Annotated in this window: 13 protein-coding genes; 7 read left to right on the plus strand and 6 right to left on the minus strand. The window is 66.4% G+C overall.

The window, feature by feature from the left end; all coding sequences use genetic code 11:
- Position 1: 1 nt before the first annotated feature.
- The 3 genes from efeO to htpX all read right to left on the minus strand — a co-directional run bounded on the left by efeO (position 2) and on the right by htpX (position 3,043).
- The gene (efeO, locus tag ACT3S2_RS00555) at positions 2-1,165 is read right to left on the minus strand and encodes an iron uptake system protein EfeO (RefSeq protein WP_443382571.1); all 1,164 of its coding nucleotides are present in this window, start codon (positions 1,163-1,165) and stop codon (positions 2-4) included.
- A gap of 47 nt (positions 1,166-1,212) precedes the next feature.
- On the minus strand, positions 1,213-2,070 hold the full coding sequence (efeU, locus tag ACT3S2_RS00560; protein WP_443382569.1) for an iron uptake transporter permease EfeU: 858 nt from the start codon (positions 2,068-2,070) through the stop codon (positions 1,213-1,215).
- 106 nt (positions 2,071-2,176) lie between these two features.
- Positions 2,177-3,043 (minus strand): zinc metalloprotease HtpX, encoded by an 867-nt coding sequence (htpX, locus tag ACT3S2_RS00565; protein WP_443382566.1) that lies wholly within the window; start codon positions 3,041-3,043, stop codon positions 2,177-2,179.
- A gap of 244 nt (positions 3,044-3,287) precedes the next feature.
- On the opposite strand from htpX, the gene ACT3S2_RS00570 reads away from it, so the two are divergent.
- Together ACT3S2_RS00570 and ACT3S2_RS00575 are read left to right on the plus strand one after the other, a co-directional pair.
- Positions 3,288-3,752: a Fur family transcriptional regulator gene (locus ACT3S2_RS00570; protein WP_443382563.1), complete on the plus strand. Its 465-nt coding sequence runs from the start codon at positions 3,288-3,290 to the stop codon at positions 3,750-3,752.
- A 47-nt stretch (positions 3,753-3,799) separates the two neighbouring features.
- On the plus strand, positions 3,800-5,296 hold the full coding sequence (locus ACT3S2_RS00575; RefSeq protein ID WP_443382560.1) for a catalase: 1,497 nt from the start codon (positions 3,800-3,802) through the stop codon (positions 5,294-5,296).
- Positions 5,297-5,386: 90 nt separating this feature from the next.
- On the opposite strand, the gene ACT3S2_RS00580 is transcribed toward ACT3S2_RS00575, so the two are convergent.
- The 3 genes from ACT3S2_RS00580 to ACT3S2_RS00590 form a co-directional block, all read right to left on the minus strand.
- Positions 5,387-6,820, minus strand: coding sequence for an FAD-dependent oxidoreductase (locus ACT3S2_RS00580; RefSeq protein ID WP_444561074.1), 1,434 nt, complete (start codon positions 6,818-6,820; stop codon positions 5,387-5,389).
- A gap of 197 nt (positions 6,821-7,017) precedes the next feature.
- On the minus strand, positions 7,018-7,314 hold the full coding sequence (locus tag ACT3S2_RS00585; protein WP_443382555.1) for a hypothetical protein: 297 nt from the start codon (positions 7,312-7,314) through the stop codon (positions 7,018-7,020).
- Positions 7,315-7,413: 99 nt separating this feature from the next.
- Positions 7,414-7,758 carry a WXG100 family type VII secretion target gene (locus ACT3S2_RS00590; RefSeq protein WP_443382552.1) on the minus strand — a complete coding sequence of 115 codons (345 nt, stop codon included), beginning with the start codon at positions 7,756-7,758 and terminating at the stop codon, positions 7,414-7,416.
- A gap of 200 nt (positions 7,759-7,958) precedes the next feature.
- Here ACT3S2_RS00590 and ACT3S2_RS00595 point away from each other — a divergent pair, with 200 nt between their 5' ends.
- From ACT3S2_RS00595 to rarD, 5 genes are read left to right on the plus strand one after another with little or no spacing between them, the layout of a single operon-like run.
- On the plus strand, positions 7,959-8,288 hold the full coding sequence (locus tag ACT3S2_RS00595; protein WP_443382549.1) for a hypothetical protein: 330 nt from the start codon (positions 7,959-7,961) through the stop codon (positions 8,286-8,288).
- Between the two features lie 6 nt (positions 8,289-8,294).
- Positions 8,295-9,641 (plus strand): type VII secretion integral membrane protein EccD, encoded by a 1,347-nt coding sequence (gene eccD / locus ACT3S2_RS00600; protein WP_444561075.1) that lies wholly within the window; start codon positions 8,295-8,297, stop codon positions 9,639-9,641.
- A 15-nt stretch (positions 9,642-9,656) separates the two neighbouring features.
- Positions 9,657-10,718 (plus strand): nucleotide-binding protein, encoded by a 1,062-nt coding sequence (locus ACT3S2_RS00605; RefSeq protein ID WP_444561076.1) that lies wholly within the window; start codon positions 9,657-9,659, stop codon positions 10,716-10,718.
- A 3-nt stretch (positions 10,719-10,721) separates the two neighbouring features.
- Positions 10,722-14,699: a type VII secretion protein EccCa gene (eccCa, locus tag ACT3S2_RS00610; RefSeq protein WP_443382541.1), complete on the plus strand. Its 3,978-nt coding sequence runs from the start codon at positions 10,722-10,724 to the stop codon at positions 14,697-14,699.
- A gap of 47 nt (positions 14,700-14,746) precedes the next feature.
- Positions 14,747-15,754 (plus strand): EamA family transporter RarD, encoded by a 1,008-nt coding sequence (gene rarD / locus ACT3S2_RS00615; RefSeq protein WP_443382538.1) that lies wholly within the window; start codon positions 14,747-14,749, stop codon positions 15,752-15,754.
- Positions 15,755-15,760: the final 6 nt, after the last annotated feature.

Raw genomic sequence — 15,760 nt, forward strand, 5'->3', positions numbered from 1 at the left:
ACTACTTCACCACCGCGGCGGTCAGCCGGGAGAGCGGTTCGGCCAGGGCGTCGACGGCCGAGGCGAGTTCCTGTTTCTGGGACTCGGTCAGTTCATCGAAGTACACGAATCCGTCACCTCGCTGGTACTGGTCCAGGAGCTTCTGCAGCGCAGTGAAGTTCTTATCGAGGCTGGCGTCGAGCTTCGCGTCGTCGCGATCGAGCAACGGCTTCAGGTCCTCGTAGGCGATGCGGGCCCCATCGACGTTGGCCTGGAAGTCCCACAGATCCGTATGGGACCAGATCTCCTCTTCGCCGGTGACCTTCCCGGTGGCGACCTCGTCCAGGAGTTCCTTGGCCCCGTTGGCCAACGCGTCCGCGGTGAACTCCGTGTCCAGCGTGCGCTCCTTCAGTTCCTGGGTGTCGTCCACCATCTGGTCGGCGATCTCCTGGCGCTGGGCGGAGCTCATGGCCTGGTAGTCGTCCTTCGGCGGCCAGAGGTCCTTCTCCGCACGGTGCCAGCCGGTCCAGTCCTGGCCCGGCTCCAGATCAGCTTCCCGGGCGTCGAGGATCGGGTCCAGGTCCCCGAATGATTCGGCCACCGGTTCGATCCGCTCCCAATGCATACGCGTCGAGGCGTAGAGCTTCCTGGCCTGATCCGTCTCACCGTCGGCAAAGGCCCGGGCGAATTTCTTGGTGCCCGCCAGCAACTGGTCGGTCTGGTCCTTGACGTAGGCGCCGTACTGCGTCGTGGCCGTGTCCTGCAGGGCGGCCCGGTCGGCGCTGATCTCCTGGCCCTCGGGGACCGGTCCCACGGCGAAGTCCGCCCGGATCCCGTCGCCGACCATGCCCGGCTTGCAGGCGGTGGCATATTTTCCTTCGGGGGCCACGACCACCAGATCCCGGCTCAGGCCCGGGCCGATGTTCTCCACCTCCCCGACGATGCGCAGGCCGTCGTCGGCTAGCAGGTAGAACTCGGTGACCTGGGACCCCTCGTTCTTCACCGAGAACTTGAGTGTCCCGCCCGGCACGGTATCGGTGCTGACCTCGCAGGTGTCATCGGTGCTGGTCACCGCGATGCTGCCGTCCCCGCCATCGGCGGTCGCATTGTTGTCGGTGCACCCGGCCAGGGCCAGCGCGGCCAGCGCCAGGGCGGCGACGGTGGGTAATGTGCGGTTCGGGGTCATGGGGTTCCTTGGTGGGTCGGGCGGAATCGCGGGGACGGCGGGGGGATTCAGGCGTTCGAGTCGACGACGGTGCCGGCAGAGGCCCCGGTCCGTGCCTCCGGGGTGCCGCGGCGCAGGCCGCGGAAGTAGAGGTAGAACACCGGGATGATGTAGCCGGTCCAGGCGATGGCCTCGAGCCAGGTGGTGGCCGGGGAGAAATTGAAGACCCCCTTGAGCACGGTGCCGTACCAGCTCGAGGGCGGGATGACGTGGGACACGTCGAAGGCCAGCCGATGCAGCCCCGGTAGGATGCCGGCTTCTTGTAGGTCGTGGATGCCATAGGCCAGGACCCCGGCAGCAACGATGATCAGTGCCGCCCCGGTCCAGCTGAAGAACTTGGCGAAGTTGATCTTGACGGCACCGCGGTGGATCAGGGCGCCCAGGACGACGGCGACGGCGAGTCCGAGCCCGGCGCCGGCGATAGGCTCCCAGGTCTCCCCCGTGGCGCGGGCCGCGGCCCAGATGAACAGGGCGGTTTCCAGGCCCTCCCGACCGACGGCCAGGGCAGCCACCAGGACCAGCATCCAGGCCTTCCCGTCGGCGGCACCATCGACCTTATGGCGCAGGTCGGTGGCCATGGACCGCGAGGTCCGGGCCATCCAGAAGATCATCCACGTCACGAATCCGACGGCGACCAGGGACAGGGTTCCTCCGATGGCCTCTTGCGCTTCGAAGGTCAGGCCGCGCGGGCCGAAGGTCAGCAGTGCCCCGAAGGCCAGTGACACGGCGACCGCGACACCGACGCCGGCCATGACCCGCGGCACCAGATGGGTCCGTCCGGTCTTGCCCAGGTAGGCCAATAGGAGCACCACGATCAGGACGGCTTCAAGCCCTTCCCGCAGGCCGATCAGGAAATTCGCGATCATCGTGGAGCTTCCGGGTGGACGTCAAGGTGTCTAGGTAAGCCTTACCTATGCTCATGACGATACGCAAGCCTGACCCAATGACCAAATGGGTGGTGCGCGGCCGCTTCTACTCCAGCGGCCGGCCCGCCATCTTCTCCAGCCGGGAGATGCGGTCCGCCATCGGCGGGTGGGTGGCGAAGAGCTTCTTCGCTCCGCCGAGGAAGGGGTTGGCGATCATCAGGTGGGAGGTGTTGACCAGGCGCTGATCCTCGGGCAAGGGCGCCCGCTGGACGCCGGTTTCGAGTTTGCGCAGGGCCGAAGCCAGGGCCAACGGGTCATTGGTCAGCGTCGCGCCGTCCTCGTCGGCGTCGTATTCACGGGTCCGGCTGATCGCCATCTGGATCAGCGCGGCCGCCAGCGGCGCCAGCAATGCGGTGGCGATCATGGCCAGCGGGTTGGCGTTGCGGCGGTCTCCGCCACCGAAGAAGAGCATGAACTGGGCCACCGAGGTCACCACGCCGGCGACGGCGGCGGCCACGGAGGAGGTGAGGATGTCCCGGTTGTAGACGTGCATGAGTTCATGGCCCAGCACTCCTCGCAGTTCACGCTCGTCGAGCAGGTTCAGGATGCCCTCCGTGCAGCACACGGCGGCGTTGCGCGGGTTCCGTCCCGTCGCGAAGGCGTTGGGGGCCGCGGTCGGGGAAACGAACAGCCGCGGCATCGGTTGACCGGCGCTGATGGAGAGCTGGTTGACGATCCGGTACATCGCCGGTTGTTCCTGTTCGGTGACCGGGTAGGCCCGCATCGAGCGGATGGCGATCTTATCGCTGTTCCAGTACCCGTAGGCGGTGGTCCCCACACCGATCAGGGCGAATATCCAGATGAACGAGGACCTGCCCGTTCCGGAGGCGATCAGCGATCCGATGACCAACAGCAGGGCGAACAGGCCGCCGAGCAGGGCGGCCGTCTTGAGGCCGTTGTAATGATTGCGCACCGGGTGTGGCTCCTTGCTACTGCCTCTGCCCCTCGACCTGACGGGCGGGATATCTGCTTAACGTCCGCCTCCTGCCCGGGGTTCCGGATGAGCCGCGGATCACGGCGCCGGAGGAACGGACGGGATGGGGCTCCTCGACCCACCATTCTATGGCACGGCCCGGGGGCGCCCCCATCCGGACCGGTGGCAGCCGACTTAGTCTGCCCTATCTTGACTTCATCAAAATAGGGAGTTGAATAGGGGTATGGATCACACGGAGCGGCTACACGAATTGGGACTGCGCGTGACACGCCAGCGCCTGGCCGTGCTGCGCTTCCTGGAAACGACTCCGCACTCCTCGGCCGATACGGTGGCCTCCGGAGTGCGTGACGAGTTGCCCGAGGTGTCCATGCAGTCCGTCTACAACGTGCTGAACGACCTCACGGCGCTGGGGATGCTGCGGCGGTTCACTCCGCCCGGTTCCGCGGCCCTGCACGAGACGCGCGTGGACGACAACCACCACCACGCGGTGTGCATGACCTGTGGACGGATCGAGGATGTCGAGTGCGCGGTGGGCCATGCCCCCTGTCTTTCCCCCTCCGATACGCATGGCATGAACATCCAGATCGCTGACGTGGTCTATCAGGGGGTATGCGCTTCCTGCAGGGAATCGGCGCATGCCACCGAGGGTGGCGCTTCCGGGGCCCAGCCCCGGGAGAGCGTTGCCTGAGACCGCCCAGTCATCGACCAGCAAACCATCACCTGAAGGAGAACCTCTTGTCTGAGAACTTCACCACCACACAAAGCGGTGCCCCCGTCCCCAGTGACGCACACTCGCTGACCACCGGCGCCAACGGCGTCACGGCCCTGCACGATCGTTACCTGGTCGAAAAGCTGGCCTCGTTCAACCGCGAACGCGTCCCGGAGCGCAACCCGCACGCCAAGGGCGGCGGAGCCTTCGGCGAACTGACCATCACCGAGGACGTCTCGAAGTACACCCGGGCCGCGGTCTTCCAGCCGGGCGCCAAGTCCGAGACGCTGGCACGCTTCTCCTCCGTCGCCGGCGAGCAGGGCTCCCCCGACACCTGGCGTGACGTGCGTGGTTTTGCCCTGCGTTTCTACACCACCGAAGGCAACTACGACATCGTCGGCAACAACACCCCGGTGTTCTTCATCCGCGATGGCATCAAGTTCCCTGACTTCATCCACTCGCAGAAGCGCCTGAACGGCTCCGCCCTGCGTGATGCCGACATGCAGTGGGATTTCTGGACCCTTTCCCCCGAGTCCGCTCACCAGGTCACCTACGTCATGGGCGATCGTGGCCTGCCGACCTCCTGGCGCGAGATGAACGGCTACGGTTCACACACCTACCAGTGGATCAATGCCGAGGGCGAGCGCTTCTGGGTCCAGTACCACTTCCAGTCCCGCCAGGGCGTCCACAACATGAACAACGACGAGGCGGAAAAGCTCGCCGGCTCCGACGCCGACTTCTACCGTCGCGACCTGTACGAGAACATCGAGGCCGGCAACTTCCCGACCTGGGACGTGTTCGTGCAGATCATGCCGTATGAGGATGCCAAGACCTACCGTTTCAACCCCTTCGACATCACCAAGGTGTGGCCGCACGCCGACTACCCGCTGGTGAAGGTCGGACACTTCACGTTGAACCGCAACCCGCAGAACTTCTTCGCCGAGATCGAGCAGGCCGCCTTCTCACCGTCGAACATGGTTCCGGGCACCGACATCAGCCCCGATAAGATGCTGATGTCCCGCGTGTTCTCCTACCCGGATGCCCAGCGCAACCGCATCGGCACGAACTACAACCAGTTGCCGGTGAACCAGCCGCGCGCTGCCCATGTGAACACGTACATGCACGAAGGCAACATGCAGTACCACTTCAACGACGCCACCACGCGCCCCTACACGCCGAACTCCTACGGTGGAGCGGCAGCCGAGCCGGAGCGTGCCGGCGAAGGCAGCTGGGAAACCGACGGGACGCTCGTCCGCGCCGCACAGACCCTGCGCAGCGAGGACAGCGACTTCGGCCAGGCCGGAACGCTGTACCGCGACGTCTTCAGCGCCGAGTCCAAGGAGCGCTTCCACGACAACCTGCTTGGACAGGTTGCCGGCATCACCCGTGATGACATCCGCGAGCGCTTCTTCCAGTACTGGACGAACGTGGACGAGAACCTCGGTCAGATCCTGCGCGACGGCCATGCTGCGGGCAACCAGGGCACGACCGATGGCGCGTCGGAGCAGTCCGGCAAGGCCTAGGCAGCCCGTCCCCGGCACCCGCCGGTGACCGACAGAAAAGCCCGGGATCCCTTCGAGGGGATCCCGGGCTTTTCCGGTGGCGGCTCCGAACTACGGCTGCTGGGAGATCCGCACCATCTCCTCGCGCTCGACGACCTTGACCCGCTCACGGGATACCGGTCCACGGCTGGTTTCCACGGCACCTGCCGCCTCCCCCAGGGAATGCTCGTGCGCATCCAGGGCGACCCAGCCCTCCCACGTCGTGAAGGCGACTTCGCGTTCCTTGAGCAGGTCGATGATCGCCTGTTCATCGGGATGCACCGCAGCCGGCAGCTCCAGCCGGTCCTCCAGCAGGTTGCCGATGGTCTCGAGGGCATCGCCCTTGGTGCTACCGATCAGGCCCACCGGACCGCGCTTGATCCACCCGGTGGCATAGAGCCCGGGAATCTTCTGCCCGTCATCGTGCAGGACGCGTCCGCCCTCGTTGGGGATCACGCCACGGTTCGGGTCGAAACCGATCTCGGCCAGCTCGGAGCCGAAGTAGCCGATCGCCCGGTAGACGGCCTGGACCCCGTAGTCCACCAGCTCCCCGGTCCCGCGCACGTTGCCGGTCCCGTCCAGTTCCTGACGTTCGAACCGGATGGCCTCCACGGACCCGTTGGACCCGGTGATCTCCACCGGGGCGTGCAGGAAGTGCAGATGCAACCGCCGCGAGGCCGGGGTCCGAGTCCCGGCGTCCTCGGCCTCCTCCCGGTCCTCCTGCTCGACCAACCAGTTGGTGAGTGTATTGACCATCGTCTTGGCCTGGTTGTTCGTCTTGATCGCCTCATCGGAGGCATCGTCGAATTCGAAATCCTCCGGGTAGAGGACGATGTCCACATCCCTCGAATGTGAGAGTTCGCGCAACTCCAACGGGGTGAACTTCACCTGGGCGGGGCCCCGCCGGCCGAAGATATGCACGTCGGTCACCGGTGAGGCGGCCAGGCCCGCATGGACGTTGTCCGGGATCTCGGTGACCAGCAGGTCCTCGGGATGCTTGGAGAGCATCCGGGCGACGTCCAGGGCGACGTTGCCGTTGCCGATGACCGCGATCTGCTGCGCGTCCAGGGGCCAGGTCCGCGGCACATCGGGGTGCCCGTCGTACCAGGACACGAAGTCCGCGGCCCCGTAGGCGCCCTCGAGGTCCATGCCCGGGATGTTCAGGTCGGCGTCCTTGATCGCCCCGGTGGCGAAGATGACTGCGTCGTACATGTCACGGATGTCGGCCAGGGTGATGTCCTGGCCGTAGTTGACGTTCCCCAGGAAGCGGATGTCCCCGCGGTCCAGGACCTTATGCAGGGCCTTCACGATGCCCTTGATCCGCGGGTGGTCCGGGGCGACGCCGTAGCGGATCAGCCCGTAGGGGGTCGGATACCGGTCGAAGAGGTCGATGCTGACCTCGAACTCGCGTTCGGCCTTGGTCAGGATGTCCGCGGCATAGACGCCCGCAGGACCGGCGCCGATGATGGCGACTCGCAGCGGACGATCAGCAGCTGGGTTGGACACTGTTTTTCCTTTCGGCGGTACTCCTGGGATGCGTCATTCCGGAGAATAATTAACACACGGCCACCTAGTCTAATTGCCAGAGCGCCGGCCCGCGCATTTGTGTGGGAGCGCACACACCAAGGGGGCGGGTGGCCGGCCGGCCACCCGCCCCCTTGGGACGTCGATCGCAGCGTGGTGCACCGCGATCCATCAGCGGATCAGCTCCAGATGCCCTGGACCTTCCCGCTGGCGTCCTTGGCCGTCACGGAGTTCTCGCCCAACAGCTTGCGCGCCCTGTGCACGAGCTGGAGGGTTTCGTTGGCGGCATCGATCCAGTCCTTTTCGACGCTGGAATAGGCATCTCCCGAGTTGTTGTCCTCCCAGTTGTCCTTGACGAACTTCGTCTGGGATTCGCGGTCGCCGATGATGCTTTCGATGCGTCCGGCAATGCGGATGATGTCGCCTTCGGTACGCGAGGCGGCGTCACTGTCAAACTGAATGAGGCCTTCTTGCATGTTCGATTCCTTTGCTGCGGGTCCGTGTCGGACCGGTATGTCGGGTTGGTGGGGCGCTGGTGCGCGTGGACAGCCCCCGGAGGCGCTGCGCGGTAGTGGCTATTTGGAGAAGCTGAAGCCCGAGGTCTTGGCTCCCGCAGCCTGTCCTTCGGCTTGCTTGCCTTCGGCATCGAAGGCGTCATCCATCTGGACGTAGTGCTTGGCGCTCTCGGCCTGACCCTGCGAAATACCCGACAGTGCCTTGATCAGGTCCTGCTGGACCCGCTGGGACTCGACCATGAAGTTCTGGTAGGAGACCGCCCCCTGGCCCTTGAAAGTGGTCTTCAAGTCCTCGACGCCGTCGACGAGCTCCTCGACCAGTCGCACCAGCTCATCGCCGGAGCCGCTGGACTCTTCAGCCGCCTTGTTCATGGCGTTGACGTCCATTTTTCCCTTGAAACTCATATCCCGCTTCCCTTCATCGATGCGTGGCGGTGGCCTCGCTGACCGTGCTTTGCTTGCTACCAGCTAACGGCAAGGCAACAAACAGGGTCAAGCGTCCTGCATGGGGAGAACTACCCATGCCCCCGGTTTCCTGCCATTTTTCGTCCATCGACCTGACATGATGGACTCACACCACCACATTGTTAGACCGAAAGGGCTCCATGGCGACTGAATTCGACAACCAGCTCATCGAGTCGGTCGCCGTCCGTCGCAACCGGGTCACCGATGCCCTGCTCTATGGCGAGAACCCGACCGAGCGCCGTTGGAAGGCCACGACGAAGCAGTTCCTCTTCAGCCTCGTCGCCGCGGCCTTGATCACCGCCATCTGCATCGGGATCTCCTTCGTCTCCAACATGCTTGCCACCCGAGCCGAGGAAAAGAAGCAACGGCAGGATCAAATGCAGAGTTCCGCCGCCGCCTTCATCGGGCCGACCCAGTCGGCCTGGTCTTCGTCCAACCCGAGCCCGAGCCCCGGAAGGATGGGGAACTAGCCCGTCATGGCCCAGCCCTACACACGCGTGACCCTTGTGGGGGAACGCCGCAACGCCGACCTCCTGCTGCCCGCCACCGAATCGGTGGGAACACTGATGCCGCAGATCCTGGACCTGCTGGGCGACAACCCGGGCGACGCCGTCGCGACCAAGGTCCTTCTGACCGCCAGCGGGGAACCCATCCCAGCCCGGGAGACCTTGACCCAGGCGCAGGTCTTCGACGGGGCACGGCTGACCCTGCTCAGCAACAGCGAAGCCCCGCCCCCTGCCGTCGTCTATGACATCTCCGATACCGTCGTCGAGCAGTCCCGTGAAGTACGCGGTTCCTGGGACCGGACCCATCTGGTCACCGCGTCGGGGATCTTCGCCGCATTCGGGCTTTGGCTGGCGCTGGACATCCTGTTGGGAAGGTATCTGCCCGATGCCCGCTGGTGGGTCCTGCTCGTCGTGGGGGCCGGGCTGCTGGCACTGGGCGCCTCGGTCTCCGCTGCGTCCCGCCCGGTGGCCTCCGCCCTGATGGGCGCCGGATGGGGGGCGGGCATGATCGGTCTGCTGCACTGGACCGCGGCTCCCTCGTTGCGATTGCTGCTGGCCGCGGCAGGCACCGCCGTATTCGTCGCCTGCCTGGCCACGGTGCTCAAACATCCCCGGGCCGTCCTGCTGGGTGCCGGTGTCCTCGGGACGTTGGCCGGCATCTGGGCCGTGGCCCTACCCCTGGCCCGGTGGACAGCGGCCAGCACCGATACCGACCTCCTCGTCGGGGTCGGTGCCATCGCGGCGATCTGTTCGGTGCTCATCATGGGCCTGCTGCCGGCCCTGGCCCTGTCCCTGTCGGGTTTGTCCACCCTCGACGACCAGCGGGCCAACGGCACCTCGATCTGGCGCCGTGATGCCATCACCGCCATCCGTTCGGCCCACGCCGGCCTCACCCTGGCCACCGTGGCCGCAGCCCTCTCCGCGGCCGCCGGGATGTGGCTGGTTGCCACGGGCGATCGGCATCCGGTCTGGACGCTTCCCCTGCTCCTTGCTCTCGCGTTGGCAACCCTGCTGCGCTCGCGGGCCTTCCCCCTGGCCCTGGAGCGCTATTCGCTCTATGCCGCCACTGCCATCGGGGTCCTGGCCGGTGCCGGGGCCCTGACCCGGCTGAACGAAGACACCGTATGGATTGTCGGGCTGTCGATCCTGGTGCTGGCCGTGGTGATCGGCCTGGGGTTGGCCGTGGATCTTCCGGACCATATCGAGGCACGGATCCGACAGATCTGTGAACGCCTCGAAACCCTGGCCATCCTCGCCACGATCCCCTTGCTCATCGGCTACTTCGGCGTCTACGCCCAAATGCTGGACACGTTCTAGCACGGAGGACCTTCCATGACCGCACCTCAGACTCCCGGCCACCCCGCGGGCGAGCAACCACTCGACCCGTGGGGACAGCCGATCACCGATCCCTGGGCCCCCGCACCGGGCCGCCGGCGCGCCGGTTCCGTCCCGGCTCCCGGCCCTTCCGCCCCGCCTGCCCAGTCCTCCCCCGGCACCCTGGGGGCCCCGCTGGAGAACGACCGACGCCGGCTCTCCGGCGTCCGCGCCACCGGGGGGTCCTTCCCGCGGGCCCTGCAGATGTTGTTCGGCGGCAAGCACCGGGCCACGCAGGTCAGCCAGTTTGCTGCCGGCGTGCAGACGCCGGTCACCACCGGTCGACGGATCGCCGTGGTCTCGACACGCGGCGGTGCCGGGAAGACGACTGCCTCCGCACTGCTCGCCCGCACCTTTTCCGCCCTTCGGCCCGACAGTGTCTGCGTCCTGGACCTCGACCCGGGCCACGGAAGCCTCGCCCTGCGGCTGGGACTCGATCAGGCTCCCTCGCTGGACTCCATCGTTCCCGAACTCACGAACGGCGCCCAACCCGGGGCCGCGCATCTGGCAGGGTTGCTGGCCCCGGCCGCCGAAGGCCTCTATGCAACGGGTCCTCGGTCGGGGTCGGCACAGCGAACCGGCGCCCCGTTGCTCCGCGAAGCCGCCTCCACGGTCTCGAGGTATTTTCCGATCACCCTGCTCGACTGCCCCACCGGTCTGCAGGCCCCCGAGACCCAGGCGGCGCTGGCCGATTGCCATGGGGCCCTCTTCATGGTCCCGGCGACCCTATCCGGCCTCGATGACGCGCTGGCGGCCTTGTCCAGATGGCGGGCGAACCCGCTGTTGTCCGGCTTGCCCCTGACGGTGCTCGTGATGCAGCAGGACCGTTCATCGGCCCTGCAGGCCCTCGATCAGGCGGGCCGGCTCTCCCGCCTCGGATTCGATGCCCATGCCATCGGCTACGATCGCCATCTGGCCGCAGGGGCCCTCATCACCTTGCCGTTGATGCTTCCTGCCCATCGGGAGGCTGCCACCGCACTGGCTGCCCGTAGCCTCGAACTGGCCAACGGGGTCCGGTAGCCGATGGCCCAGCGAATCATCCACCGCCCAGCGCGGACCTCGGCACCACTGCGCATCTTCCGCCCCTTCCTTCTCGACGGTCCCCCACCAGTCGAAGGCGAGGCCCCGGGGCTGAACCTGATGTCCATCGTGCCCATGCTCGGTGGCGCCGTCTCCATGACCGCCATGATGATGTTCCGCAATTCCCCGTTCGCGGCCATCGGCGCCATGATGATGATCGTGACCGTGGTGATCGCCATCTTCATGATGTTCTCCAACCGGGGCAAGGCCGTGAGGACGCGCACCCAGCTGCGCGAGAACTACATGCGCTATCTGGAACGCTCCCGGGTGAACATGCGCTCCGACGAGATCGAGGCACTCGGCGTGGCCCGGCAAAGCGCCCCACCGCCCGAGGCCCTCTTCGACATCGTCCGCACCCCCATGAGGCTCTGGGAACGCCGGCGCGGAAACGAGGACTTCCTGCACGTCAGGATCGGTTCCGGGTCCCGCCCCTGCCGGGACATCACGGTCAACGACGTCTCCGGCGCCACCCAGCAGACCGATTCCTTCATGGCCGCTGAAGCCGAAATCCTCAGGCGCCGTTTCTCCACCAGCCCCGACATGCCGGTGACGGTTCCGCTCGATTCGGTGGGGAACGTCAGCATCATCGGCGACCGCGACTTCGTCACCGCCACCACCCGGAACCTCCTGGTTTCCGCCAGCGCGTTCCATTCGCCCGAGGATCTGGGTCTGGGCATCAGCACGCCCGAGGATTTGCGGGACGACTGGCAGTGGGCGACCTGGTTGCCGCATCTGGCGGACCAGGGCCGCAGTTCGGGGGTGGAACTGGAGCGTCGGATCGGCCCCGACCTGGCGTCGTTGGCCGACATCATGGATACCGATCTGCAACGGCGGGCCAAGATCGCCGTGGAAGCCAAGAAGGTCAATAGCCGGGCCAGCCAGGCCTTGGCACGGCTCGTCGTGGTCTCGGATACCCATGGATCCCGGGCCCAGGAGCTGCCCTTGGCCGACCGGTTCCTCACCCCCGGGGATCTCGGCCTCACGGTCCTGCACCTGGTGCACGACCGGAGCGAGGAACCCAGCGACATCACCATCCGGATCACCCAGACCAGTGAGGGGTTCCAGGTCCAGGACTACCGGGCGGATCCGGTGCATCCCGACGTCTCCTCCGGATCCCTGGACCCCCTCTCCGTCGCGACGGCTGATGCGCTGGCCCATGAACTGGCTCCCCTGCGGCTCTCGGCCGACTCGCTGGAGCATGGGGGGTCCGGCCAAGGCGCCGAGAGTTTCCTCGGCATGCTCGGGCTCAGCTCGAACCTGGACCGGGCCGATATAGAGCGGACCTGGAAACCGCGTGGCGACGCCGAATTCCTGCGGATCCCGTTGGGGCCCGACGACGCCGGCCGTCCCACGGTCCTGGATCTGAAGGAGTCCGCGCAATTCGGCATGGGTCCGCATGGGTTGTGTGTCGGGGCCACCGGTTCGGGCAAATCGGAGATGCTGCGTTCACTGGTCTTCGGACTCCTGGCCACCCACTCCCCGGACGTGCTGGCCATGGTCCTCGTGGACTTCAAGGGCGGGGCTACCTTCGCCCCCTTCGAGGGGGCGCCGCAGGTCACGGGCATCATCACGAACCTCTCCGATGACCTCTCACTGATCGAACGCGTCTATGCCAGCCTCAACGGCGAGATCCTGCGCCGCCAGGAGGTCCTCAAGGCCGCCGGGAACATCGCCAACATCACCGATTACCAGGTCCACCGCAACGAACGTCTGGCCCGCGGGGAGGACATGGCCCCCTTGCCGCATCTGGTGGTCATCATCGACGAGTTCGGTGAACTGCTGACCGCACGCCCCGATTTCATCGACCTGTTCCTGTCCATCGGACGCATCGGCCGCTCCATCGGCGTCCACTTGTTACTGAGCAGCCAGCGCGTCGAATCCGGAAAGCTCAAGGGCCTGGAAACCTATCTTTCCTACCGGTTGGGCCTGCGCACGCTCTCGGAATCCGAATCGCGGACCGTGCTGGACAGCCCCGATGCCTTCCACCTGCCCCCGGTGCCCGGCTACGGCTTCCTCAAGGTCGACACCACGGTCTATACGCGATTCAAGGCCGGCTACGTGTCCGGCCCCGTGGAGGACGTCCGGCAGGACGAGGCGGATGAACTGGCCCCTGCCGAGGTCGCCGAGGTGCTCAGGGTTCCCCGCTATGCCGGGGAGGAACCCGATGGGGAGGAAGGCACCGCCAGGAAGAAGGACGTGGCCGCCAAGCGCACCACCGGGCCGACCGTGATGTCCACGCTGATGGATACGCTGCGCTCCTTCCCGCGTTCGGTCCAGGAGATCTGGTTGCCTCCGCTGCCGGCCGCCATCCCCCTGGATGCCGCAGCCGGCGGCGTCCATCCGGGGGAACATGGCCTCCAGCTGGGGGCGGGAGGCGGTTTGCGGGTGCCGATCGGTCTGCTCGACGACCCGGCCAAGCAGTGGCAGGGCCTCTGGCAGATCGATTTCGGTTCGGGCGGTGGGAACCTGATGATCACCGGAGGCCCGCAGTCAGGTCGCAGCACCTTGTTGCGCACCGTGGTGGCTTCGATGGCCCTGACCCATTCCCCCCATGAAGTCGGCATCTACTGCATCGACCTGCTCGGTTCCGCTTTGCTGCCGCTGGGAGGGTTGCCCCATGTCGGGGGAACTGCGATCCGTACCAACCGGGAGGTCGTCCGCCGCACGGTGGAGGAGCTGGTGGGCATGCTCATGGTCCGTGAGCGGGTCTTCGAACACCACCAGATCGATTCCCTGACCACGATGCGCCGGATGCACGCCGACGGGCGGCTGCCCGAACTGCCCAGCGCCGATATCTTCCTGGTCATCGACGGTTACGGGCAGATCGCCGACGACTTCGAGGAGATCCAGGAAAACGTCTTCGCGCTGATCATGCGCGGTGGGGGCTACGGCATCCATGTGGTGACCACCTTGAACCGCAATGCGGAACTGCGCATGGCCCAGCAGGGCTTCTTCGGCAACAAGATCGAAACCGCCCTCGCCGAACCCTCGGACTCGCAGATCGATCGGAAGGTGGCCCCCGGGATCAATCCGGAGGCCCCCGGACGGGCCTTGTCGGACCGCAAGCTGATCGGCCATGTGGCGCTGCCTCGGATCGACGGGGTCCACGATCCCGAGGACCTCTCCGACGGGCTGAAGGACCTGGTGGCCCAGGTGGCCGAACACACCACTGAAACCGCCATGAAGGTCCGGGTGCTGCCTCCCAGCGTCGCGTGGGACCAGGCGCCCGCAGCCTCGGGCCGGGGCCGGTTCCCGCTCGGGCTGCGCGAGGTCGACCTCGGAGACCACGTCCTGGATCTGCAATCCAAGGACCGCCACCTGATCCTGCTCGGCGACGAGGAATCTGGTAAATCCAACATCCTGCGCAACGTTATCGCCACCCTGGTCGCCCAGCACGCCCCGGATGACTTGCTGTTCGGCGTCTACGACCCCCGCAAGGGGCTCGACGACGTCGTGCCCGACGACTATCTGGGTGGTTACGCCGGCAGCGCCATCGTGGGCGAGCAGCTCTCCGGGGCCCTGGCGGCCGAACTGGAGCTGCGCAGCACCGGAGGCGACGAGGAGAACAAGCCCAGCAAGGCGAAGCTGGTGGTCATCGCCGACGATTACGACGTGTTGACGGCCAGTGGTTCCTCCCCGCTGTCACGCCTGACCCGATACCTGCCCATGGCTGATGAACTGGATCTGCATGTGATCCTGACCCGCAAGGTGCGCAGTGCCAGCCGCGGAATGTATGAATCGTTCTTCTCCACCCTGCGCGACGCCGGAACGGCCGCCCTGATCATGAGCGGGGACCGGTCGGAGGGTGGACTGATCAACAACATCCGGGCCCGGCCGCTTCCCCCGGGACGCGGCCAGCTGGTCCAGACCGGTCGACCGGTGCAGACCATCCAGACCTATTTGAACTCCGACACGGAATAGCCCCCGGAATGCGGAATAGGCCGGGCACGCCCCGGGTTGCCAGAGGTATGTCCCACCAGAGCGCCTCCGAAGCACCCGTACGTCCGGGAACGGCGGGCGCCGCACCCCGGCCGAGCCGCGCCGGATTGGGGCAGGGTCTCGGTGCCTACGGGCTATGGGGCCTGATGCCGCTGTACTTCATGACGATCGCGATCGCTTCACCGACCGAGATCGTGGCCAGTCGGATCGTGTTCAGCCTGGTCTTCTGCCTGCTGCTCATCACCATCACCCGCAGCTGGGATGACCTGGGCGTGCTCTTGCACGATCGCCCTGCCCTGCGACGGCTCTCCCTCGCCGCGGTCCTGATCACCGTGAACTGGGTGACCTACGCCTTTGCCGTGCTCAACGGGCACGCCGTGGAGGCCTCCCTGGGCTACTTCATCAATCCGCTGGTTTCCGCTGGCCTGGGAGTTCTCTTCCTGAAGGAACGATTGACCCGGCTGCAATGGACGGCCCTGGGATTCGGGCTCGCCGCGGTACTCGTGCTGACCTTCGCCTACGGTTCGGTGCCGGTGATCGCCTTGACCCTGGCCTTCTCCTTCGGCCTCTACGGCTTCGTGAAGAACCGGGTGGGACGCACCGCCACCGCCGTGACCAGCCTGACCTTCGAGACGGCATTCTTGACGGTTCCCGCACTGGTCTTCCTGGGGTGGCTGATCTCCCGGGGCGAGGCGACGGTACTGAGCAGCGGTCCCGGACACTTCTGGCTCATGGCCGCCAGCGGCATCGTCACGGCGGTACCCCTGCTGCTCTTCGGCGCCGCGGCCCGGCGACTGCCGTTGAGCACCCTGGGGACCCTGCAGTTCCTGAACCCGGTGATGCAGTTCATCATTGCGGTGGCCATCTTCGGGGAGGCCATGCCGGCCGAACGACTGGCCGGCTTCGCCCTCGTCTGGGTGGCCATCATCCTGGTGGCGGTCGACATGCTGCGCCGGCCCGGTCCTCCCCGGATGGCTCGCCGCGCGGCAACTGCCACCGCGCTTAAGCACGACGGCGCCGGACCAGCCAAGGACTGATCCGGC

This window comes from Arthrobacter sp. AOP36-A1-22, from assembly GCF_052377615.1.
Lineage (GTDB): Bacteria > Actinomycetota > Actinomycetes > Actinomycetales > Micrococcaceae > Arthrobacter_H.

Excerpts from the sequence above, each read along its gene's own strand:
- efeO (WP_443382571.1), bottom strand. The coding sequence starts at position 1,165 with ATGACCCCGAACCGCACATTACCCACCGTCGCCGCCCTGGCGCTGGCC.
- efeU (WP_443382569.1), bottom strand. The coding sequence starts at position 2,070 with ATGATCGCGAATTTCCTGATCGGCCTGCGGGAAGGGCTTGAAGCCGTC.
- ACT3S2_RS00570 (WP_443382563.1), top strand. The coding sequence starts at position 3,288 with ATGGATCACACGGAGCGGCTACACGAATTGGGACTGCGCGTGACACGC.
- ACT3S2_RS00585 (WP_443382555.1), bottom strand. The coding sequence starts at position 7,314 with ATGCAAGAAGGCCTCATTCAGTTTGACAGTGACGCCGCCTCGCGTACC.
- ACT3S2_RS00590 (WP_443382552.1), bottom strand. The coding sequence starts at position 7,758 with ATGAGTTTCAAGGGAAAAATGGACGTCAACGCCATGAACAAGGCGGCT.
- ACT3S2_RS00595 (WP_443382549.1), top strand. The coding sequence starts at position 7,959 with ATGGCGACTGAATTCGACAACCAGCTCATCGAGTCGGTCGCCGTCCGT.
- eccD (WP_444561075.1), top strand. The coding sequence starts at position 8,295 with ATGGCCCAGCCCTACACACGCGTGACCCTTGTGGGGGAACGCCGCAAC.
- ACT3S2_RS00605 (WP_444561076.1), top strand. The coding sequence starts at position 9,657 with ATGACCGCACCTCAGACTCCCGGCCACCCCGCGGGCGAGCAACCACTC.
- eccCa (WP_443382541.1), top strand. The coding sequence starts at position 10,722 with ATGGCCCAGCGAATCATCCACCGCCCAGCGCGGACCTCGGCACCACTG.
- rarD (WP_443382538.1), top strand. The coding sequence starts at position 14,747 with ATGTCCCACCAGAGCGCCTCCGAAGCACCCGTACGTCCGGGAACGGCG.